Below are 21,549 nucleotides of genomic sequence, written 5' to 3'. Positions count from 1 at the left end.
CAGGTTTTCCGGCGGTCCAGGGATGCGTAGGCTCGGCGCGACCGAGCACGGGAGGAGGCGGGATGGCGACGCTGGCGAACCGGACGATCCTGATCGTCGGGGCGTCTTCGGGGATCGGCGCCCAGGTGGCCCGCGACCTCGCCGGCCACGGCAACCGGGTGGCCGTGGTGGCCCGGCGGGCAGCGGAGCTCGCGGCCGTGGCCGCCGACGTCCGCGCGGCGGGGAGCGCCTGCCTCGACCTCGTGGCCGACGCGCTCGACCCCGAGGCCGCGGCCGCGGTGGTGCGGCGGGTGGTGGCGGAGTTCGGCGCGGTGGACGTCGCGCTGCTCAACGTGGGCCAAGGGCCGGACATGTCCATGGCCGAGGCCGGGGTCGAGGACGTCGCCCGGGTGATGGCGCTGAACTACGACGTCACCGTGAACTACCTCGTGCCGCTCATCGCGCAGCTGCGCCGGCAGGGCGGCGGCCTGATCGCCCAGACGAACTCACTGGCGGGCTGGCTGGGCCTCCCGCGTCAAGGGCCGTACTCGGCCGCGAAAGCCGCGGTGCGCACCCTGATCGACGCGGCCCGGGTCGAGCTGGCGCCGGAGGGCATCCGCTTCACCTCGCTGTACCCCGGCTTCGTGGCCACCGCGCGCGTCCGCGCCGACGGGCTGCCGAAACCCTTCATGATCAGCGAAGAACGGGCGGCCCGGCACGTGGTCCGGGCCCTGCGGCGGGAACCCGCCGACGCGGCTTTCCCGTGGCCGGCGTCCGCGCTGGTCCGCCTGCTGCGGGCACTGCCCGCCCCGGTTTCCGGCGCGGTGCTGAGGAAGCTGGCCGGCTGACCCACCGTCAGCGGCCGCCTGCCCGCCCGGCCCAGTAGGCGATGTTGTGTTCGAGCACGGCGATGTTCGGGTGGTCGTCGCCGTGCACCTGCCGCCAGTCGTGCAGGAGCCGGGTGTAGACGTCGCGGGCGTCGGCCGCCCGGCCGGTGCGGCCCAGCAGGCCGGCCAGCTCGTGCCGGACCGGCAAGGCCTGGACGGCACCGGAGTGCGGGTTCGCGGCCAGGTCGCGCAGGAGGAGGTAGGCGAGGTCGATGGCGAACGGAAGGTCGCCCGCCTGCGCCGCGAACTTCACCGTGAGCAGCCTCGCCTTCACGGTGCCGGTGTGGTCCGCGCCGAGGAAGCGCGTCGAATCTTCGGCCAGCCGGGCCGCCTTGGCCAGCGCGGGGCCTGCTTCCCCGGTGCCGGCCAGCGCGACGAGGTGGTCGTGGCGGCATTCGAGGGTGAGCGGGTGTCCGGCGCCGAGCGCGGTCGCGGCGTCCGGAACGAGACCCTCGTAGAGCGCGAGCGCCGCTCCGGGCCCGTCGGCCACCCCGCTCCAATAGGCGTGCACACTGCGGGTGAGCAGGGTGTCGGGCGACTGCGGACCGAGCACCCGCGTCCGGGCGGCGACGACCTGGGCCAGCAGGTCGCGGCCTCGTGCGGCGTCTTCGGCGGCGGTGCAGGAGGCGAGGTTGTGCCGGAGCACCAGCGTGCTCGGGTGGTCTTCGCCGACCAGCCGGATCTGGTCGTCCAGCAGGGTTGCGCCGATCGTGAGCGCCGTGCGGTGGTCGCCGGTCTCGCCGGCCAGGTGCACCAGCTCGCGGCGGACCGCGAGGACGTCGGGGTGATCCGGCCCGGAAACGCGTTCCTGGTCGGCCAGCAGCGCCGAGTACAACGCGATCGCCCCGGCCCGGTCGCCGGTGACGCCGGTCCAGTGGGCGATGCTGAAACGGGTGATCAGCGTGTCTTCGTCGTCCGGACCGAGGGCGGCGAGCTGGTCCGGGAGCAGGGTGGTGCACAGCTGCAGCGCTTCGGCGGCTTGCCCGGCTTCGCCCGTCCAGCGGGCCAGCTGGTGGCGCGCGGTGAGCGTCGACCGGCTGTCCGGTCCGTGCACCCGGTCGAGGTCGACCAGCAGCTCGGCGAGGGCGTCCCGGGCCTCCCGCGGCGCGCCGGCCTGCCCGGTCCAGACGGCCCAGGCGTGCCGGGCCCACAACGCGTCCGGGTGGGCCCGCCCCAGCAGCCGCATCCGTGCCTCGGCCACTCGCCGGGCGGTGTCCCGGGCCGTGCCGAGGTCACCGGCGTCCGCGGCGGCGATCGCCGCCGCCAGCTCATCGTCCATTGTGTCCTGTTCGTCCCCGGCCGCTCCCCGGCTCGGGTGATCCTAGCCGCGGCAAGGGTTTCGGGGCGGTGAACCGGGCGGCCCCGCGGCCCGTATAGACGAACGGGTGTGGAGCGGAAGTCGGGAGATCGCCAGGTGACTGCCATCGAGGAAAGCCGGCGCCGCCGGGCGTGGGAGGAACAACCGGGCTGGAACGTCGATCCCGTCCTCGTCCTGACGTTGGTCCTGTTGGCCGGATTCCTGGCGCAGGGCCCGGTTCGGCGCCTGTTGGCCACCCCGGTCATGCAGAGCTGGATGACGGTGTTCGTGGCGGTGGTCGTCCAGGCGCTGCCGTTCCTCGTCCTCGGCGTCCTGCTTTCGGCCGGGCTCGCGGTCTTCGTGCCGCCGTCGTTCTTCACGCGCGTGCTGCCGAAACGGCCGTCGCTGGCGGTGCCCGCCGCCGGGCTGGCCGGCGCGGTCCTGCCCGGCTGCGAATGCGCGTCGGTGCCGGTGGCCGGCGCGCTGGTGCGCGGCGGCGTGGCCCCTTCGGCCGCGGTGGCGTTCCTGCTGTCGGCACCGGCGATCAACCCGGTGGTGCTGACGGCGACCGCGGTGGCGTTCCCCGGCCAGCCGCGGATGGTCGTCGCCCGGTTCGCCGCGAGCCTCGCGGCGTCGTGCGCGATGGGTTGGCTGTGGCAGCGGCTCGGCCGGCCGGACTGGTTGCGGCCCCGCGCGCACGACCACGGTGACGGCGGAACCAGGGGGGCGGTGTTCTGGGGCTCGGTGCGGCACGACGTGCTGCACGCGGGCGGGTTCCTCGTCGGCGGCGCGATGGCCGCCGCGACCCTCAAGGCCGTGGTGCCCGCCGCCTGGCTGCACGCCGCGGCCGGCCACGCGGTCGTGGCGGTGCTGGCGCTGTCGGTCCTCGCGGTGCTGCTGTCGATCTGTTCGGAGGCCGACGCGTTCGTCGCTTCGTCGCTGACGCAGTTCTCGGCCACGGCGCGGCTGGCGTTCCTGGTCGTCGGCCCGATGATCGACCTCAAGCTGTTCGGCATGCAGGCCGCCACGTTCGGCCGCGGGTTCGCGCTGCGGTTCGCACCGGTGACGTTCGTGGTGGCCATGGCGGCCGCGGTGCTGACCGGGGCGGTGCTGCTGTGAACCGGACCGTGCAGGCGATCCTGCTGTTCCTGGTCGGCGGCGTGCTGCTGCACGCCGGCCTCACCGGGCTGTACCTGCGGTACGTCAAGGCCGGCCTGCAACCGCTGGTGCTGGCCGCGGGCGTGGTGCTGGTGGCCGCGGCCGCCGCGACCGCCTGGTACGCGCGGCGGCGCCCGGGCGGGTCGCCGGCGCCCCGCGTTTCGTGGCTGCTGGTGCTGCCGGTGTTCGCGCTGGTCCTCGCCGCGCCACCGGCGTTGGGCTCCTACAGCGCGATGCGCGCCGGCACGGCGGTGACGGCACCACGGATCCTCACCCCGCTCCCGGACGGCAACCCCGTCCGCCTGACGGTGATCGACTACGCGGACCGCGCGGTCTACGACCACGGCCGCTCGCTGGCCGGCCGGACCGTGACGATCACCGGGTTCGTGGCCTTCGACCACAGCGGCACGCCGTACCTGGTCCGCATGCTCCTGAACTGCTGCGCGGCCGACGCCCAGCCGGTGAAGGTGGGCCTGACCGGCCGGGTCCCGCCGGTGCTGCCACCCGATTCGTGGCTGGAGGTCACCGGCGGGTACACCGCCGAGCGGGCCACGGACCCGGTCAACGGCGGCACCATCCCGTTCGTCGACGTCGGCCAGGCCCGGCCCGTCGCGGCACCGGCCGATCCCTACGAAAGCCTCGGCTAGCACCCGCACCCGCTCATCTGCCCGCCTGGGGGCCGATCATCGAGTTCACGTCGATCGGCGACGGGATGGCGCCGAGCTGCAGCAGCAGGTCCGGAACCCGTTGCAGGCGACGGGAATCCAGCACCGAACCGTAGCCCGGCAGGGTCAGCAGCTTGGCGGTGTCCTCGTCGATCTTGGCGAACCGGACCAGCAGCGGCTCGACCTTGGCGCGGTCGAACAGGGCGTCGTGGGTGGCCTTCTGCATGGCCCGCTGGAACGCGGCCAGCGTCTTCGGGTTCTCCTTCACCCACTTCCGCGTCGCGCCGTAGCCGGTGAGCGGGAAGTCCTGCGTCGCCCCGGAGTTGATGTCGATCACCGGGATCGCGCCGGCCGTCTTGGCGGCCTGCGTGATGTACGGCTCCGGCAGGTACGCGGCGTCGGCCTGGCCCTGCTGCAGCGCCGCGGCAATGTTGGGCAGCGCGATCAGCTCCCATTTCACCTTGCTGAAATCGACGTTGTGGTCCTGCATGATCGAACGGGTGAGCAGATCGGACGCGGTGTTCTTGGCCGTGATGGCGATCTTCGCGGTGGCCAGGTCGGTGATTGTTTTCACCGGCGAATTCGGGACCGTGACGATCGCGTTGGACTTCGCGTTGACCGAAGTCGCGTCGGCGACCAGCTGCATGTCGGCGGCGCCGGTGCTGCGGGCGGTGAAGAACGGCGGGTAGGTCGAGAACGCGATGTCGACGTCGCCCGAGATCGACTTCGTCAGCGAGGCCTGGCCGCTGGCGGCGATGACGGACTCGACGGTGAGGCCCTCGGCCTGGAAGTAACCTTCGTCCTGGGCCAGCCAAAACGGGGCCAGGTCGGTGGTGGGCAGGATCGAAACCTTCAGCGTCGGCTTCTCGAGCCCGCCGCTCGACGATCTGCCCGAGCCGGTGGCGCCGAGGGCGCCGCAACCGGTTACGACCGTGACGACCGCGAGCACGAGCGCGGCACGAACACGGGCACTGCGCCTGACTATTCCGAACAAGGTCTGCTCCTCGAAGGAGATGACGGTTGAGGTACCGGCTCCAAGGAAGGTCCGTGATTCACTCCCCGGCGTCAGGCGGGCCACTGTAGGGACCCCCGGCAGCCCTTGACAATGCGTGATGGCGTCGGATCCGGTATTTCACCAGAATGGCCGCACGAATACTAGATCGATGATCTTGCGCCGCCGCCGGGCGCCGCGTCACCCGGTGCGAGGGTCGACGAAGGCGTCGGCGGAGTGCGAAAAACGTGGCCGGAGGGCACCCGGCGGGGCGGAAAGCAACGGATCGGCCGCCATATCCAGGAGGGCGAACCGGGCGTAGTTGCTTCCCGGAAATGAAACCGCAACCCCGGTATTCGCCGCGTTGTCTGCTAAGGCAGGCAATGGCCGTGGGGCACCGAACTCGGCCGGGTTCCCCGCCTAGTTGACCGAGAGTAGTCGCGGCCGGGAGCGCTCACAGCCGTGGATGCGGCGCCGACCCGCCTGTGTCGCAACGCATTCGTCTCGCACGGGAGGGCCGGACCCGGCGCTTGTCCGGATCCGCGGTGCGGGCCCGGACGCGCCGGCGAGCGGCCGAAGATCCGCCGGTGCGGGGTGCGGAAATCACGGCCGGATCACGAATCGGCGCGGTTGCCGAATGGGAGGTTTCCGCGCCGGGAACGGCGGACGGCCGGCAGCCGTTCCGCGGTGGCCAACCGGACCTCTTGTTGGATAACGGGTTTTACTTCTAAAATCCCCGGTGTGCGACCGCTTACGGAGGGTACCGAGCTGCTCGTCGGCCGGGACAGCGAGCTGTCCCGGCTGGTCGCTTGGATCCGTGACGTCGCCGCGGGCCGCGGCCGCGCCGTGCTGGTCGACGGCGAACCCGGGATCGGCAAGTCGGCGCTGGTCCGGTCCGCCTGCGCGGCCGCCACCGACGCGGGCTGCCAGGTGTTCTGGGGCGCCGGCGACGAGCTCGGCCAGGCCCTGCCGCTGCTGCCGCTCCTGGACGCCCTGGAAATCACGCCGGTCACGCGGGATCCCCGTCGTGACGCCGTTTCCCAGCTGCTGGGCGGCGGAGCGGTCGCGGGCAAGGGCGCCGACCTCGCCGCCGCGGCCGCCGAACAGCTGATCGCGCTGGTCGACCAGCTCTGCCAGGACGGCCCGGCCGTGCTGGTCGTCGACGAGCTGCAGTGGGCCGACAGCACGACGGTGGCGGTGTGGAGCCGGCTCGCCCGTTCGGTCCGCCAGCTCCCGCTGCTGCTCATCGGCGTGCTGCGGCCGGTGCCGCGCCGCGACGACCTGCGGTCGCTCTTCCGGATCGTCCGGCCGGCCGAGCGGCTGCGGCTGGGCAGGCTCGCGGAACCGGCGGTGCTCGAACTGGTGGCCGCGCTGGCCGGCGGCAAGCCGGGCGCCCGGCTCGAGGAGCTGGCCGCCGGCGCGGCCGGGAATCCCTTGTACCTCACCGAACTCCTCGACGCGCTGACCAGGAGTTCGTGCCTGGAGGTCGATCCCGCGGGCATCGCGGAGCTGACCGGTGCGGCCACCCCGGACTCCCTGCCGGAGGCGATCGCGGACCGGCTGGGCTTCCTCACCGAGCCGGCCCGGGAAGTGCTGCGGACGGCGGCGCTGCTCGGCGTCGGCTTCTCGGTGGCGGACCTGATGACCGTGACGAACTCCTCGCTCGCCGAGCTGCTGCCCGCCCTCGACGAGGCCCGTGCCGCGGGTGTGCTGGTGGCGGCGGGCGACGACCTGGAGTTCCGGCACCCGTTGATCCGCACGGCGTTGTACGACGAAATGCCGACGGCGGTCCGGGTCGCCTGGCACCAGTCCGCCGCCTGGGCGCTGGCCGAGGCGAGCGCCCCGGTCGAGCGGGTGGCGCGACAGCTGCTGCCCATGGTGTCCACAACGGACACTCGGATGCCGGTCCCGGACTGGGCCGTGCGGTGGCTGCTGAAGGTGGCCATGCCGCTGATCGGCCAGGCGCCCGTGGTGGCCGTCGCGCTGCTGAGACGGGCGGTGCGGGACGCGCCGCTCGACGACGCGGTCACCGGCGCGCTGGCCTGCCGGCTGGCCGACGCCTACTACCGGGTGGGCAACGTGGCCCAGGCCGAGCGGATCGCCTGCCGCGCCTTGGATCGCGTCCGCGACCCGGACGTGCGCGTCGACCTGCACACGACGATCGTCCAGAGCCGCGGGACGGACGGCCGGGCCGCCGAATCGCTGCCCGCGCTCAACGAGGCGCTGAACCAGCCGGGGCTCGAGGCGCGGCACCGGGCGAGGCTGCTGGTGCTCATCGCGCGGATCCGCCGCTTCCGGGGCGAGGTCGACTCCGCGGGCCGGGCCGCTTCCGCGGCGCTGGCCGAGCTCGGCTCGGACGAGGACCGCTGGGCCACCGGGTGGGCGCTGCACGTGCTGAGCCAGGGCGCGATGGCGCGCGGCGAATGGGCGGCCGCGCTGCCGTTGTTCGAGCGCGCGATCGCCGTCGTGCGGGGCGATCCGACGTTGATCGAGCTGACCCTGCTGCTGCGGATCAACCAGTCGGTCACCTACGGCGCGCTCGATCGGTACGCCGACGCGCTCACCGCCGCCGGGCAGGCGCGCGAGCTGGCCGAGCGCACCGGCAGCGAGGCGCGGCTGACCCAGGTGCAGAGCGCGATCGGGCAGCTGATGCTGGGGGCCGGCCGGTGGGACGACGCGCTGGCCGAGGTGGACGTCGTGCCGGACGACCAGAAGGACCCGGGGGTGGTGTGCTGCGACCACGGCGTCGCCGCGATCATCCACCTCCACCGCGACGAAACGGCCGCGGCTCAGCACCACCTCGACGTCGCCGCGCGTCACTCCGAACGCGCCGGCGACGAGGTCGTCGAATCGCTGGTCCGGGCCCGCAGTCTCGCCTTCGAGCACGCGGGCGCGCCGGAGCGGGCGCTCGCCGTGCTGACCGCGGTGCCGGCCGGCGAAGACGCGGGGGAGGAGCGGCTGGGCGACGCCGCCCGGCTGGCGATGGCGCTCGGCGACGTGCGGACCGCGACGGAGATCGAGGCCAGGGCGCGCGGGATCGCCGCCGAGTCCGCCGTGCCGCACCGCCGTGCGCTGGCGCTGTACTGCCGTGGCCTGCTCGAGCGGGACGGGACGATGTTGCTGCGAGCCGCCGACGGCTACGCCGACGCGGGCCGGCCGCTGTCCCGGGCCAAAGCCCTGGAAGCGGCCGCGATCGCCTTCGCCGAGGCCCGCATCGAAGACAAAGGTTCGGCGCGAGCCGCCTTCATCCACGCCATCGACCTCTACGCGGAGCTGGACGCGCAGTGGGACGTGGCGAGGCTGCGCGCCCTGTTTCGGGCTTTGGGCATCCGCCGCGGCCCGAAGGTGAAGCACCGCCAGGCCACGCACGGCTGGGACAGCCTCACCCCGACCGAGGGCCGGATCGCCGCGCTGGTGGTCGAAGGCCTGTCGAACCCGCAGATCGCGGCCCGCCTCTACCTGTCCCCGCGCACGGTCGGCACGCACGTCTCGCACATCCTGACCAAGCTGGGGGTGCATTCGCGCATCGACATCGCGCGGGAAGCAGCCCGCCACCAATCCGCCTCCGGCTGAACCGGCCGCCACCGGAGCGGGCCAAGCGCCCCAGTGTGGCCTTCGGTGCGTGTGACGCACCCAAGGCGGCCTTCGGTGCGCTGGACGCAACCAAGGCCGCCTTGGGGCGGTACGCGCGGGACGGCGGGTCAGGCTGCCACCTCCGGGGCGTCGTCCTGGGGATGCACGGCGACCGGCGGGGTGGGCGCCGGCGCAGGTGCCGGTGCCTCGGTCGGTGCCGGGGCCGGCGCCGGAGCCGGTGCCGGGCTCCGGCGGAACACCGCGATGTGCCCGCTGACCATCTGGCCGAGCAGGACGGCCAGGACCAGCATCAACGGCGTCCGCCAGGTACCCGTGCCCGTGTGCAGCCAGCCGCAGACCAGCACCCCGAAGCCGGCGATGACGTACCCCACGCCCTGGACCACCGCGGACAATGACACCGAACTGTCCTTGCTGCGCAATGAAATGGTGGTCAGGGCGAAGGCGAGCGCGCCCATGCCCGTGCCGGTCGCCACGGCCCACAGCCAGGGCGCGGCCGCCGGTGCCAGGAGCAGCCCGGTCACCCCGATCACGTTGGGCGTGGCCAGGACGACGACGAGCAGGGTCTGGTTGCGCCAGCGTCGGGTCCAGCCCGGCACCAGCCACATCATCGGCAATCCCATGGCCATCGACACCGCGAGGCACGCCCCGGCCGTCGTCGACGGCACACCGGCGCTGCGCAGGATCCCGGGCAGCCACCCCATGACCAGGAACGTCACCGTCGAGATCAGTCCGAAGTGGATGGTCAGTGCCGAGGCCCGCACCGCGCCCGGTGCGGTCCGCGGTGACACGAACTCGCCCGGGGTGCGCTGCCACACCTGCTGGGCCAGCAGCGCGGTGCCCGCCCACACACCGAGCGCGACCCGCCACGACGACGACATGACCGCCGTCGGCGTGACCAGCGCGCCCGCCGTGCTGCCGACGCCGAGCCCGAACGTGAAGGCGGCCGAACCCTGGGCCAGCAGCGGCAACATGGTGCCGAGGACAGCGATGGACAGGCACGCCAGCGCCGTCCCGACCAGGAGTTCCACCGAGCCACCCAGGACCCGCCCGGCCAGCGACAGCACCAGCCCGATGAGGGCCACGGTGACGGTCCGGTGTGTTCCCACGCGGCTGCACAGCCACGGTGTCGCCCAGCCGCCCAGGCCGATGGCCCACAGCGGCAGGGCGACGAGCACCGCGGCGACGAGACCGCCGGCGACGGAGATGTCCGGCAGCGCCGCGCCCAGGCTGGTGACGGCGGGCCGGAGGTTCAGTGCGAGAACGAAGATGACCAGAGTGGAGACGGTGGTGGTGGCACGGGACATCGCTCCTCCTCGAAGTCGAGGCCGGAGCGTTCTACTCCGTAGAACAATGTTTCGTGCTACGCGTGCCGCAGACATCCGTCACCTGACGGATGAACGAACTTTTGTTGCCCTTCAACGGTTGCGTCCGTTCCGATGACGTCTGCGGATGGGCGTGCATCGGCACGGACGGCCACGTCCGCGCGAGCGCCGCGGCCGTCCTGATCACGGTCCGTGTGCGCGAAATCCCGGTGGTGGCGCGAAAACTCCACGGCCGGCGCAGTGGGCACCCCGGAGACGGCAGTGTCGTCACTGTCGATCACCACGCCGGCCCGGGCGCCCCGGCTTCGCGCACGTCAGCTCCGGCGGGCGGGCGGCCACGCCGTAGCCGCCGAGACGGTGACGTACTCGGCGAGTGAGCCGGTGCCCAGGAACGGCTTCATCACCATCGTCGTCACCGGCGAGGGGTAGCCGCTCAGGCGACCAAGCGGGGGAACAGCTCGCGCACCCCGCGCCGCAGTTCGTCGAGCGCCGCTTCCTCGCCGGCGAGGTGGCGCAGCAGGGCCTGCTGGAACAGCCCGTCGAACAACGCGTACGCGTCGGCCGCCGAGCAGGTCGGGTGGCTCTCCGCGAGCTCGGCGTACGCGCTCACGTTGCGCCAGATCATGTCCCGCAGGCTGTCGTCGATCTCGGCGACGTCTTCGCGGAACGCCGGCTCGAAGAGAGACTGCGTGCGCAGGTCGTACCACATGCGGTGCATGAGGGGCGCCTCGCCGAGCGCGGTGGCGAGGCCGTCCGCGCAGGCGGCCGCGAGCTCGGCCGGGGAGCCCGCCTCGCCGACGCCGCCCTCGTACCGCTGCACGCAGGCGGCCTTGTAGCGCCGCACGCAGTAGGTGATCAGCTCGACCTTGTCGGCGAAGTAGTAGTGCAGCAGCCCGTGGGAGAACTTCGTGTGCTCCGCGATCGTGCGCAGGCTCGTGCGGGCGTAGCCGAGGTCGGCCAGCGCCAGGAGCGCCGCGTCGGCCAGTTCCCGGCGGCGGTCCTCGAACTTGTCGGCTGGGGTCCGGCGCCTCACGGCGGCTGCGCTGGTCACGGGTCCGAAGATACCATCCGGCAGTTTTCTGACCAATCGTCCAAGAAAATCTTGACATTCGTCCAAATGGCGGTCATGGTCTTCACCAGCCGCCGGCGAAGTCGGGAGGGACGACGATGTCTCTGTTCTTCTACCTGGAGAAAGGCGCCTCCCTGGACCCCGGGGCGCCCTGCTTGACCCTCGACGGGGTGTCCCGGTCCTACGCCGAGGTCGTCGAGCTCGCCGAGGCCGTCGCCCGCGCGTTGCGGCGCTCCGGTGTCGCCCCGGGCGACAAGGTCGGCATCCTTTCGGCCAACGACCCCACCGCGTTCACCTGCGTCTTCGGCATTTCCCGGGCGGGTGCGGTGTGGTGCCCGATCAACCCGCGCAACGCCGCCGGCGAGAACGCCGAGCTCCTCGACCTCTTCGACTGCACCACGCTGATCTTCCAGCCCGCCTTCGAAGACCTGGTCCGCAAGATCGCCCCGCGGCTGCCGAAGTTGACGACCCTCGTCCGCCTCGGCGAAAGCGACGGCGACGACTTCGCGCCCGGTTTCGAGGCCTGGCTCGACGCCGCCCGCGCGGACCCCACCGTCGAGGCCTCGCCACCCGGCGACATCGTCGCTCTGGTCGGCACCGGCGGCACCACCGGGCGCCCCAAAGGTGTCATGCTCACCGGCCGCAACCTCGAAGTGATGTCGGCGATCACGCTGATGAGCTACCCCTTCGAGGGCCGCCCGGTCTACCTGGCCCTGGCCCCGCTGACCCACGCCGCCGGCGTCCTCTGCTTCCCGGTGCTCGCCCGCGGCGGCGAGGTCGTGATCATGCCGAAGCCCGACGTCGGCCGGTTCCTGGAGCTGATCGAGCGCCACCGCGTCACCCACACGTTCCTGCCGCCGACGCTGATCTACCTGGTGCTCGGCCACGAATCCCTGGACCGCACGGACCTCTCGTCACTGCAGTGCTTCTGGTACGGCGCGGCGCCGATGTCGACGGCCCGGCTGGCCGAAGCCCTCGACCGGATCGGGCCGATGGCCCAGCTCTTCGGGCAGTCCGAGGCGCCGATGATGATCTCGACGATGTCGCCGTCGGAGCACCGGCGGCCGGACGGGACCGTCCACACCGGACGGCTGTCATCGGCCGGGCGGCCGTCGCCGCTGGTCACCGTGGCGATCCTGGACGGCGACGGAAACACCGTGCCGCAGGGCGAACGCGGCGAGATCTGCGTGCGCGGCTCGCTGGTCATGGCCGGCTACTACCGCAACCCCGAAGCCACCGCGGAAGCCTCCGCGCACGGCTGGCACCACACCGGCGACATCGGTTTCCTGGACGAGGAGGGCTTCCTCCACATCGTCGACCGCGCCAAGGACATGGTCATCACCGGCGGGTTCAACGTCTACTCCGCCGAGGTCGAACAGGCGGTGCTGGCCCACGACGCGGTCCGCGACTGCGCCGTGGTCGGCCTGCCCGACGACAAGTGGGGCGAGCGCGTCACCGCCGTCGTCCAGCTCCGGCCCGGCGCCGAACTGGACACCGGCGAGCTGATCGCGTTCGTCAAGGACCGCATCGGCAGCGTCAAGGCGCCCAAGCAGATCGAAGTCTGGCCCGACCTGCCCCGCTCGACCGTCGGCAAGGTCCTCAAGGCCGACATCCGCACGACCCTCGCCACCCGCTGAAGGAGAACACATGAAACTCGCGCTCTACCTGCCGAACTTCCGGGACAAGGTGACCGTGCGGGAACTCGGGGACCTCACCGCGCTGGCCGAGGACCTCGACTTCGACTCCGTCTGGACGCTCGACCGGATCATCGTCCCGGAGACGTCGGACACCCAGGAGATGCAGTACGCCTTCGGCATGATCGAAGGGTTCCCCAAGGGCCTGCCGGTCAGCTCGCGGGGCGAGTTCCTGCAGGGCATGCCGCTCATCCCGTGGCTGGCGGCGAAGACGTCGAAGGTGCGGATCGGGATGAGCATCATCGACACGCCCTACCGCGCGCCCGGCGTCCTGGCCGCGGAGCTGGCCACCATCGACCACCTCTCCGGCGGCCGGCTCAACGTGGCCGTCGGCTCCGGCTGGATGCCCGAGGAGTTCGCCGCCGCGAGCGCGTCGCACATCTTTCCCAAGCGGCACAAGCACGTTCGGGAAACCCTGGAGATCATGCAGGGCATCTGGACCAACGACGTGTTCGAGTACCACGGCGAGTTCGCCGACTTCCAGCGCAGCGGGTTCGGCGCGAAGCCGGTGCAGCAGCCGCACCCGCCGATCTTCTTCAGCGGCCTCAAGGACGCGAAGCGCTCGGCCGCCCGCATCGCCAAGTACGGGCTGTCCGGCTGGATCGGCATCCAGGACTCGCCCGAGGACATCAAGCGCTGGCGCGCCGAGATCCAGCGCGAGCTCGAAGCCCTCGACACCCCGCGCTCGGTCGGCGACCTCGAGATCGCCAGCATGATCTGGTTCGTCATCACCGACCAGGACATGGACCAGAGCCCGCTGGGCAAGGGCACCAACCTGCTCGTGGGCTCGCAGGCGCAGATCACCGACCAGCTCAAGCGCTACCGCGAAGCCGGGTTGACGATGCCGTTCCTGTGGCCGCCCTTCCAGGACGTCCCGGTGGCCAAGACACTCGACGACATGAAGCGGCTCAAGGAAGAAATCCTTCCCAAGATCGAAGCGATGTGAAAGGGACCAGCATGTCCGAACTCGAAGGAAAGCGCGTCTTCGTCACCGGCTCCGGAGCCGGCATCGGCAAGGCGATCGCGGCGCTGTTCACCGAACGCGGGGCCCGGGTCGTCGTGAGCGACCTCGACTCCCTCTCGGCCAAGCAGGCGGCCGACGAGATCGGCGCGGCCGGCGTCGCCAACTGCGACGTCACCGACGAAACCCAGGTCCAGACGGCGATCCAGCAGGCGGTCGACCTCCTCGGCGGCCTCGACGTCCTGGTCAACAACGCCGGCATCGAGGTGTCGTCGCCGCTGCTGCAGCAGCCCACGGAGAGCTTCGACAAGATCTTCGCGGTCAACGTGCGCGGCACCTTCGTGACGATGAAGGCGGCGATCCCGCACCTGGTGGAGTCGAAGGGGAACATCGTCAACATCGCCTCGATCGCGGGCATCGGCGGCAGCCCGCTGCTCGGGTCGTACTGCGCGACGAAGGCCGCGGTCATCCAGCTCACCCGGGTCGCGGCGGTCGAGATGCGGCCGACGGGCGTCCGGGTCAACGCGGTCTGCCCGGGCTTCGCGGACACGGCGATGGTCGAGCGCCTGGTCCCGGACTTCGAAGCGGCGACGCAGGTCCCGTTCGGCGACCTCGTCGCGGCCAAGCAGGGCAGGCTCGGCACTCCGCAGGACATCGCGGAGGTGACGGCGTTCCTGGCGTCCGACCGGGCGAGCTGGGTGACCGGCAGCCACTACGTCCTCGACGGCGGGCTGACCGCGTCCCTGGTGTGAGGCGCGCCGCCGGTGGGGCCGCTGCCGGGCGGCCCCACCGGCGTTTGCCGGGTTCAGTTGAGCTTGCGGGTGTCGGCGGGCAGCCCGCCGCCGGCGTAGACGTCTTCGGCCAGTTTGGCCAGGGCCGTCAGTGCGACGTTCTGGCTCCACGGGCCGTAGGAGACGCGCGAAACGCCGAGTTCCTGGGCGCGGGACAGGGGGATCGAGCCGGGGATGCCGATGAGGTTGACCTTGCGCTCGCCGAGCTCGCCGACGAGCCGGGCGACCTGGTCCTCGTCCAGCTTGCCCGGCACGAAGAAGTTGGACGCGCCGGCGTCGAGGTAGGCGCGGCCGCGGGTGATGGCCTCGGTCAGCGCGGTCTCGGGGTCGGTCTTGAGGAAGGCGTCCGTGCGGGCGTTGAGGACGAAGTCGACACCGGCCGACTGCGCGGCCGCGACGGCGGCTTCGACGGCCTTCACCGCTTCGCCCAGCGGCTTCATCTGGTCTTCGAGGTTGGCACCGACGGCGCCGACCTCGATCGCCCTGGCCACCGTGCCGCCCGGATCCCCGTAGCCGGCTTCGAGGTCCGCGGTGACCGGCAGGTCACCGGCGCTCCGCACGATCAGGGCGACCTCGGCGATCATTTCGTCGCGCGGGATCTTCTCGCCGTCCGGGTAGCCCCGCGAGGCGGCGATGCCGTGGCTCGGCGTGGCGAGGGCCCGCGTGCCGGGGGTCTCGGCGACGACCTTGGCGGTGATGGCGTCCCAGACGTTGACGACGAGCAGCAGCTCGGGAGCGGCGTGCAGCTGTTGCAGGAGCGTGGCCTTCTCGGCGGTCGATGTCATGCCGTCCAATGTAGGCGGACACCCGGCTTCACCGCCCGGCGGACAGCGCCGGGTGGGCGCGGATCCGTTCGGCGAGCTCCCGGGCTTCCCGGGAGTTCCGGTAGGGCGGGGTGTCCAGCGTCGCGCAGATGTCGGACAGGCGCGCGGCCAGGTGGGCGACACCGGCGGTGGCGGACGTGCCGATCACCGGCTCGAGGGCCACGTCGGCGGCGTCCAGCTCCCGGTTCGCCAGGTGGCCGTCGGTCATTTCCAGCCGGGTGGACGCCTCGCCGCCGTAGCGGCGGTTGCGTTCGGCCTCCGTCGCGTACAGCCCCAGTGCGCGTTCGGCGGCTTCGATCGCCAGCACCGGCTTGCCCACCTGCACCCAGGCGCCCGCGTTGCAGAAGGACTGCCGGGCCTCGTCGAACCCGAATTCGCCGCCGACGAGGTCGTGCAGCTCGTCGGGCTCGGTGACGTGCTCGCGCGCGTGGTGGCCCATGCCGATCACCTTCCGGGTCTCGCGGACGTCGCCGAGGTGGGCCCAGGCGCGGCTCTCGATGTTGCACAGCCGCACGAAGCCGGTGCCGTGCCGCAGGTGTTCGCGGCCGGCCTTCGCCAGGTGGGCCGCCTCCCGCGGGTTTCCCGACCAGAACGCGATGAGCGCCTGGGTGCCCCGCAGCCACGCCTTGAGTCCACTGTGGCCGATGATCTCGGCGTAGACCCAGGCGGCGCGCGACTGTTCGGCCGCGGCGCCGTAGCACCCCAGCTCCATGCTCGCGTTCGCCAGCAGCCCGCAGGTCTGGCCGGCGAGCAGGTAGAGGTGCGACTGCTGGGCCGGGTGGGCGTGCCGCTGCAGCAGCCGGAACACGCGGTCGCGGACGCGGACGAGCTCGCCGAAGATCTCGGCGGGCTGGGTGAGGATGGAGGTGCGCGCGAGCTGGACGACGTCGTGGTCGAGCTGCTCGAGCGTGATCGCGCCGACCTCGGTGACCTCGGCGCGTTCGGCGTGCGCCCCGGACGCGTGGGCGGCGGCGCGGACCGCGGCGGCGCTGAGCCGGCCGGTGCCGGGGGCCGGGGGAGCGGCGTCGGGCTCGGCCGGCGGGAGCTGGTCGAGCACGAGCCGCTCCGACTCGGGCAGCAGCGGCAGCTCGTCCTCGCCGAGCAGGGCGCGCGGGACGGTGCCGTAGACCCGGGCGAGCAGGGCGAGGACGTACACGGTGGGGCGGACGCCCCGCTGCGGCCACGCCTCGTATTCGCTGATCCGCTTGCCGGTCATCGGGGCACGGCCGTCGCCGAGCAGGTCGTTGCAGCGCGCGGCGACCGCCGTCTGGGACAGGCCGTGGGTGTACCGCCAGGCCTGCCGCGGGTTGAACCGCCAGCGGCCGGCCATCTCGGCCGCGATCCGGGCCGGGCTGCTGCCGCCGGCGAGCAGCCGGTGCCGGAGCCGTTCCCGCTCCGGCTTGCTGCCGGGCTTCGATCCGCTGGTTCCCATGACGCCGCTCCGAGACCGAATAGGTGATCCACCCCACCGCCGACGGTCGATCACCGTAGCGCATCCCCGCTTGCCGCCACAGCACCGGAAACCGCGCGGAAAACTCCGGCCGAAACTCCCGTCCGGCGGGAATCCGCCCGGCCGCGCCGGTGGGGAACGCTGGACCGCTGCACCGGAGGAGAGTGGAGGACTCGTGTCCCGTCTGCGCGACACCGCTGGTACCGGCCCGCGGCGGCGGTCATGACCGTGCGCTGGGTCGAGAGCGCCCGCGGCGGCGGGACACCGGAGGAGCGCGTCCGGGCGGCACCGGCCGCGCCGGCCCGCGCGGCCACCCCGGCCGGCCGGGACACCGGGACCGCCCGGCGGGCCCCGGACGAGCGGGATCGCCGGTGACCACCGTCGAAAAGGGGCTGCACGTGCTCGTCGCCCGCGGCTTCCGGTTCCAGTACATCGACGACCGGCGGGGCGAGCTGGCGATCCTCGTGGGCACGTACGGGTGGCCGGAGTTCAGCGACCGCATCGAGATCCACGGCGAGCACGAGGCGTCGGCGGCCCGCACGCGAGCCGGTTCGGGCGAGGAGGCCGTCTGGACCTACCGAGGTGACGCCCGGTCGGTGATCGCCGCCCTGCTCTCGCTGCCGGCGCCGCGCCAAGGGCCGGCCCAGGGACGGTCCTTCGCGGACAACCACCGGCACGGCGGCGTTTGACGTCTTCGCGGGCGGTGCGCTTCCGTCTGTCCGAACTGGACTCCGAGCGGGTCGCGTGCCTCGCCGGGTAGCTCGGCCGTGGTGGTTCGGCCGTCGAGCAGCCGTGGCCCGGCGAGACCACCGCCGCGCCCGATCAGCCCTGGTACTCGGCGGCGACGTCGACGATCCAGGTGACGCCGAAGCGGTCGACGAGCATCCCGAACGCGGGCGCCCACCGGGCGGGGCCGAATTCTTCGATGACGGTCGCGCCTTCGGCGAGGCCCTTCCACACCGGGGAAACCTCGTCGACGGTGGCGCCGCGGACCGACAGGAAGAACCGCTCCTCGGTGATCGTGGTGCCGTGCTCGCGGCGGGTGGTGGGCGTGGCCGGGGCGGCGGGGCCGTCGGCGCCGGGGACGTCGTAGGCCATGACGCTGAAGCCGTTGTCCGCGGTGACCTGGCCGAAGACCACCTTGCCCGCGTCGGGCAGCTCGGCGGGCACGCCGAAGTCGCCGTAGGTGATGACGGTGGCCTGGCCGCCGAAGACCGACCGGTAGAACTCGAGGGCCGCGCGGGCCTGGCCGGTGAAGTTGAGGTGGGCGACAGCGGTGAGCGACATGGGTTCGGAGTCTTTCTCGAGTGGTGGTGGTGCCGGGGGATCCGGCGACGAGAGCCACGATCGCAGCGGTAGCGGTCAGGGAACGTCCGCTTCTCGTGGCACCATCGGATTCATGCCGGTTTCTCCTTCGACGGCGACCTCGGGTCGTCTGCTGTCGCTGCTGTCCCTGCTCCAGGTGCGCCGGGACTGGCCGGGCGCGCTGCTGGCCGACCGCCTGGGCGTCAGTGAACGGACGGTGCGCCGCGACGTCGACCGGCTGCGTGAGCTCGGCTATCCCGTGCGGGCGGTCAAGGGCCCGGAAGGCGGCTACCGGCTCGAAGCCGGGAGCCGGCTGCCGCCGTTGCTGTTCGACGAGGAGCAGGCGGTCGCGCTGGCGGTGGCGCTGCGGATCGCCGTCGGCGCCGGCGCGGGGATCGAGGAGGCCGCCGCTCGGGCGCTGGCCACGGTGCGCCAGGTGCTGCCGTCACGGCTGCGGCAGCGCGTCGACCTGCTCGAGGTCACCGCGGCCGAGGGCGCCCCGCAGGTCGGCACCGACGTCCTGCTGGCGCTGAGCCTGGCCATCCGGGCCGCCGAAGAGGTGCGGTTCGACTACGACTCGCCGTCACGCCCGGAGGAGGCCGCACCCCGCCCGCCGCGCCGGGTGCAGCCGCACCACCTGGTGGTCCGCGGTGGCCGGTGGTACCTGGTCGGGTGGGACGCCGCCCGGGAGGACTGGCGGACCCACCGCGTCGACCGGATGGCGTTGCGCGTGCCGAACGGGCCGCGGTTCACCCCGCGGGAGGTGCCGGGCGGCGACGTCGCGACGTTCCTCGCCGCCCGGTTCAAGGGCTCCGACACCGCCGACGTGTGGCCGTGCCGCGGCGAGGTGGTCCTCGGCCTGCCGATCGGCGAAGTCGCCCCGTTCACCGGCGACGGCGTCGCCGAGGAAGCCGCTCCGGGGAAGACCCGGCTGCGGACCGGCTCCTGGTCCTGGGGCGCGCTGGCCGCCGGGCTGCTGCGGTTCGGGTGCGAAGTCGAAGTGGCCGGCCCGCCGGCGCTGCGGGAAGCGTTCGCGGAACTGGCCGGCCGCGCCGGGCGGGCGGCCGCGTCCGGCGGCTGAAAGGCTTCAGCGCACCATCCCGGCCACGCGGGCGCGGTCGACGGGGTCCGGGAGCTCGGCGGCGGCCCGGCGCAGCCGGACCAGGAGGTCCGCACGGGGACGCCCGCGCCGCTCGGCGAGTTCGAGCACGTACCGCCAGCCCTCGTCGAACCGGCCGACGGCCATCATGCGGGCCACCCGCCGGGCGAGGTCTTCGTCGTCGCGGGCGTCCTCGGAGACCCAGCGGGCGGCGAGGTACTCGCCGAAGGTGTCCTGGACGACGGCGTACAAGGGCTCTCCGTCGGGGGCCACGCCGGACTCGTAGATCGCGGTGACGGTTCCGTCCAGCTGCTCGTCCGGAAGCCCGGGCGGCGAGGAGCCTCCGGCCGCGGTTCCCAACGCGGCGAGGAGCCGGCTCCGCGTCACCCCGGCGGTGCGGTCCGGGTCGGATTTCATCCAGGCGGCGAGGAACAGCGTCGATCTGGCCAGCTGCCACCCCGGCACGCTCGCCCGGGTGATGCCACGGCCGACGTCGCGTGCGCCGATCGTCAGGTCGAACGTCGCCTCGTGGAGGTCCAGCTCGCTCTCGAACATCCGGCCGAAGCGCAGGAAGTGCGTGAGGCCCCAGCTCAGCAGCAGGGGGTTCGCGGCCCAGGGTGGCGACGCCGCCGGCTCGAAGACGGTCTGGCCGGGAGCCCCGGCCTCGCGGAGCCACGCCTTCGAGAACTCCCGGATTTCGTCGTCGGTGAACGGTGCCATCCGGAACTCCGTGAACTCCGCGATCCCGTCCCGCCGCAGCTTCTCGTCGGGCCGGCTGGTCACCAGCACGGCGATCGACGGGTGGTCCGCGCAGAAGCGTTCGATGGCGGCGATGGCCCGGGAGCGAGCGGGGCGGGGCAGTTCGTCGAGGCTGTCCAGGACCAGGACCGTGCGGTACCGCCTGAACACGGCTTCGAGGACCGGCCGGGGAAGGCGGAGGTTGAACCGCTGCCCGACCGAGGCGGTGACCAGGTCCACCAGGTCGTCCTGGCCCCGGTAGTGCCGCATCGGGACGGAGAGCGCCAGGCGGCCGGCGTCCTCCTTCGCCAGCTCGAAGCAGATGCGCTCGGCCAGCATGGTCTTCCCGGAGCCGGGATCGCCGAACACGAGCACGCGGGCCCGGGACCGAAGCTGCTCCTGCCAGGTTGCGGGCACGTCGCCGCGGAACAGGCGTTGCGGCACGTAGGGCGCGTCCGGAAAGTCGGCGGCCTGGCTGAAGGCGAGTCCTTCGAACCAGCGCGTCTGAGCCAGCCGGCGGGTCGAAGTGACCGCCGCACGGTAGCCGGTGACGAATTCGTCCAGGAGGTGGCCGACGAGGCGTTCCGTCGCGTCGATCGTGTCGCTCGGCTTGTCCGCCTTGGCTTTTTCGCGGGCGAACAGGGCGATCAGGTCGTGGTAGCGGAACCAGCGGCCGTCCGCCGTCTCGGCGAGCTGGGCGTCGGCCAGTTCGTACGCGGCCTTCGCGACGGCGGTGTGGTCGTCGTCCAGCAGGGCGGCGAGGTCGGCGAGGGAGAACTCCGGGGTGAGGCTGAGGGCGGCCCGCCGGAACGCGAGCCGGGCCGGGGCGGTCAGCGCCTGGTAGCTGAGCTCGAAAGCGCTGCGGACGTCGAGGTCGGCTTCGGTGAGGGACGAAAGCCGGGTGCGTTCGTCCTGAAGGGATTCGGCCAGGTGGTCGTAGCCGAGGTAGGGCCGCTTCTTGGCGATGGCGCCGGCCACCCGGATGGCCAGCGGCAGGCGGCCGCACAGCGCGGCGAGGGCGGCGGCCGCCGGTTCGCTGCCGGGCGGCCTTCCGGCGACGGTGTCCAAGAGCGCGATCGACTCCGCTTCGTCGAGCAGTTCCACGCGCCGCGGGTGGGCCCCGGCCAGGGTGGTCAGCTGCGCCCGGCTGGTGACGATGACGACCGACGACGGGTTGCCGGGGAGCAGCGGGCGTACTTGAGCCGCTTCCCGGACGTTGTCGAGCAGGACCAGGCACCGCCCGGTCCGGGTGGAGGTCAGGTACCGGGCCTGGAGCTCGTTGACCGGGTGGGAGGGGTTGAACTCCTCCGGCGTGAGCGCGCCGACGAACTGGGCGAGCGCCGCGCGGGGTTCGGGATCCGGTGCCGCGCTGAAGTCGAAATACAGTTCCGTTTCGAGGTGGCCCGAAATCCGGTGCGCCAGGTGGACCGCCAACGCCGATTTTCCGACCCCCGGCGGGCCGTACAGGTTGATGATCGGCTTGTCCCGGAACCGCTGGAGCTCGGCGAGGAGACCGGCCCGCCCGGTGAAGTCCGGGATGTCGGGAGGCAGCTGGTGGGTGGTCGCGGGCAGCGGCAGCGGGCCGGCGACGACGATGGGGGCGTAGTTGTCCCCGGCGATGTTCACCTGCCTGGCGTTGCCGTCGGCGCGCGGCTGGAAGTCGGCCATGGGGCTCAGCGGGTGGTTCCGCCGGCGTCTCTCGCCGAGCCCGGGGTGACGGGATCC

Annotated in this window: 18 protein-coding genes; 10 read left to right on the top strand and 8 right to left on the bottom strand. The window is 72.6% G+C overall.

All coding sequences use genetic code 11. From position 1 onward, the window contains the following. Positions 1 to 62 precede the first annotated feature (62 nt). Positions 63 to 827, top strand: a complete 765-nt coding sequence (locus ACWEGE_RS14040) for an SDR family NAD(P)-dependent oxidoreductase (protein ID WP_449660827.1) — start codon at positions 63 to 65, stop codon at positions 825 to 827. Between the two features lie 7 nt (positions 828 to 834). Here ACWEGE_RS14040 and ACWEGE_RS14035 read toward each other — a convergent pair whose 3' ends face one another. Then, the gene (locus ACWEGE_RS14035) at positions 835 to 2,145 is read right to left on the bottom strand and encodes a tetratricopeptide repeat protein (RefSeq protein WP_449660826.1); all 1,311 of its coding nucleotides are present in this window, start codon (positions 2,143 to 2,145) and stop codon (positions 835 to 837) included. A 135-nt stretch (positions 2,146 to 2,280) separates the two neighbouring features. On the opposite strand from ACWEGE_RS14035, the gene ACWEGE_RS14030 reads away from it, so the two are divergent. Together ACWEGE_RS14030 and ACWEGE_RS14025 are read left to right on the top strand one after the other, a co-directional pair. Next, positions 2,281 to 3,282 carry a permease gene (locus tag ACWEGE_RS14030; RefSeq protein ID WP_449660825.1) on the top strand — a complete coding sequence of 334 codons (1,002 nt, stop codon included), beginning with the start codon at positions 2,281 to 2,283 and terminating at the stop codon, positions 3,280 to 3,282. Continuing rightward, complete coding sequence (locus ACWEGE_RS14025; RefSeq protein WP_449660824.1) at positions 3,279 to 3,968, top strand: TIGR03943 family putative permease subunit; 690 nt, start codon at positions 3,279 to 3,281, stop codon at positions 3,966 to 3,968. Before ACWEGE_RS14030 ends, ACWEGE_RS14025 begins: the two co-directional genes overlap by 4 nt. Positions 3,969 to 3,981: 13 nt before the next feature. Here the strand turns inward: ACWEGE_RS14025 and ACWEGE_RS14020 are convergent, their stop codons facing one another. Further along, positions 3,982 to 4,980: an ABC transporter substrate-binding protein gene (locus ACWEGE_RS14020; protein WP_449660823.1), complete on the bottom strand. Its 999-nt coding sequence runs from the start codon at positions 4,978 to 4,980 to the stop codon at positions 3,982 to 3,984. Between the two features lie 738 nt (positions 4,981 to 5,718). Here ACWEGE_RS14020 and ACWEGE_RS14015 point away from each other — a divergent pair. Continuing rightward, positions 5,719 to 8,550, top strand: coding sequence for a helix-turn-helix transcriptional regulator (locus ACWEGE_RS14015; RefSeq protein WP_449660822.1), 2,832 nt, complete (start codon positions 5,719 to 5,721; stop codon positions 8,548 to 8,550). A gap of 128 nt (positions 8,551 to 8,678) precedes the next feature. Here the strand turns inward: ACWEGE_RS14015 and ACWEGE_RS14010 are convergent, their stop codons facing one another. Together ACWEGE_RS14010 and ACWEGE_RS14005 are read right to left on the bottom strand one after the other, a co-directional pair. Further along, entirely contained in the window at positions 8,679 to 9,875 is a 1,197-nt protein-coding gene (locus tag ACWEGE_RS14010) for an MFS transporter (RefSeq protein ID WP_449660821.1), read from the bottom strand. Positions 9,876 to 10,326: 451 nt separating this feature from the next. Continuing rightward, positions 10,327 to 10,944, bottom strand: a complete 618-nt coding sequence (locus ACWEGE_RS14005) for a TetR/AcrR family transcriptional regulator (RefSeq protein WP_449660820.1) — start codon at positions 10,942 to 10,944, stop codon at positions 10,327 to 10,329. Between the two features lie 116 nt (positions 10,945 to 11,060). Here ACWEGE_RS14005 and ACWEGE_RS14000 point away from each other — a divergent pair, with 116 nt between their 5' ends. From ACWEGE_RS14000 to ACWEGE_RS13990, 3 genes are read left to right on the top strand one after another with little or no spacing between them, the layout of a single operon-like run. Then, the gene (locus ACWEGE_RS14000; protein ID WP_449660819.1) at positions 11,061 to 12,599 is read left to right on the top strand and encodes an acyl-CoA synthetase; all 1,539 of its coding nucleotides are present in this window, start codon (positions 11,061 to 11,063) and stop codon (positions 12,597 to 12,599) included. Between the two features lie 10 nt (positions 12,600 to 12,609). Beyond that, entirely contained in the window at positions 12,610 to 13,602 is a 993-nt protein-coding gene (locus ACWEGE_RS13995; RefSeq protein ID WP_449660818.1) for an LLM class flavin-dependent oxidoreductase, read from the top strand. A gap of 11 nt (positions 13,603 to 13,613) precedes the next feature. Continuing rightward, positions 13,614 to 14,369, top strand: a complete 756-nt coding sequence (locus ACWEGE_RS13990; protein WP_449660817.1) for an SDR family NAD(P)-dependent oxidoreductase — start codon at positions 13,614 to 13,616, stop codon at positions 14,367 to 14,369. A 53-nt stretch (positions 14,370 to 14,422) separates the two neighbouring features. On the opposite strand, the gene ACWEGE_RS13985 is transcribed toward ACWEGE_RS13990, so the two are convergent. Together ACWEGE_RS13985 and ACWEGE_RS13980 are read right to left on the bottom strand one after the other, a co-directional pair. Further along, positions 14,423 to 15,193 carry an isocitrate lyase/PEP mutase family protein gene (locus ACWEGE_RS13985; RefSeq protein WP_449660816.1) on the bottom strand — a complete coding sequence of 257 codons (771 nt, stop codon included), beginning with the start codon at positions 15,191 to 15,193 and terminating at the stop codon, positions 14,423 to 14,425. A 28-nt stretch (positions 15,194 to 15,221) separates the two neighbouring features. Beyond that, the gene (locus ACWEGE_RS13980; RefSeq protein ID WP_449660815.1) at positions 15,222 to 16,664 is read right to left on the bottom strand and encodes a hypothetical protein; all 1,443 of its coding nucleotides are present in this window, start codon (positions 16,662 to 16,664) and stop codon (positions 15,222 to 15,224) included. 240 nt (positions 16,665 to 16,904) lie between these two features. On the opposite strand from ACWEGE_RS13980, the gene ACWEGE_RS13975 reads away from it, so the two are divergent. Both ACWEGE_RS13975 and ACWEGE_RS13970 read left to right on the top strand, forming a co-directional pair. Next, positions 16,905 to 17,057 (top strand): hypothetical protein, encoded by a 153-nt coding sequence (locus tag ACWEGE_RS13975; protein WP_449660814.1) that lies wholly within the window; start codon positions 16,905 to 16,907, stop codon positions 17,055 to 17,057. Next, on the top strand, positions 17,054 to 17,371 hold the full coding sequence (locus ACWEGE_RS13970; RefSeq protein WP_449660813.1) for a hypothetical protein: 318 nt from the start codon (positions 17,054 to 17,056) through the stop codon (positions 17,369 to 17,371). Before ACWEGE_RS13975 ends, ACWEGE_RS13970 begins: the two co-directional genes overlap by 4 nt. Positions 17,372 to 17,504: 133 nt before the next feature. Here ACWEGE_RS13970 and ACWEGE_RS13965 read toward each other — a convergent pair whose 3' ends face one another. Then, positions 17,505 to 17,969 (bottom strand): VOC family protein, encoded by a 465-nt coding sequence (locus tag ACWEGE_RS13965; RefSeq protein ID WP_449660812.1) that lies wholly within the window; start codon positions 17,967 to 17,969, stop codon positions 17,505 to 17,507. 112 nt (positions 17,970 to 18,081) lie between these two features. Here ACWEGE_RS13965 and ACWEGE_RS13960 point away from each other — a divergent pair, with 112 nt between their 5' ends. Next, a complete protein-coding gene (locus ACWEGE_RS13960; RefSeq protein ID WP_449660811.1) occupies positions 18,082 to 19,068 on the top strand; it encodes a helix-turn-helix transcriptional regulator in 987 nt (328 codons plus the stop codon). A 6-nt stretch (positions 19,069 to 19,074) separates the two neighbouring features. Here the strand turns inward: ACWEGE_RS13960 and ACWEGE_RS13955 are convergent, their stop codons facing one another. Continuing rightward, positions 19,075 to 21,492 carry an NACHT domain-containing protein gene (locus ACWEGE_RS13955; protein ID WP_449660810.1) on the bottom strand — a complete coding sequence of 806 codons (2,418 nt, stop codon included), beginning with the start codon at positions 21,490 to 21,492 and terminating at the stop codon, positions 19,075 to 19,077. Positions 21,493 to 21,549: the final 57 nt, after the last annotated feature.

Source organism: Amycolatopsis sp. NPDC004747, assembly GCF_053601335.1.
Note: the sequence above shows the minus strand (reverse complement) of the source record. Positions and strands in the feature narration are given on the sequence as shown.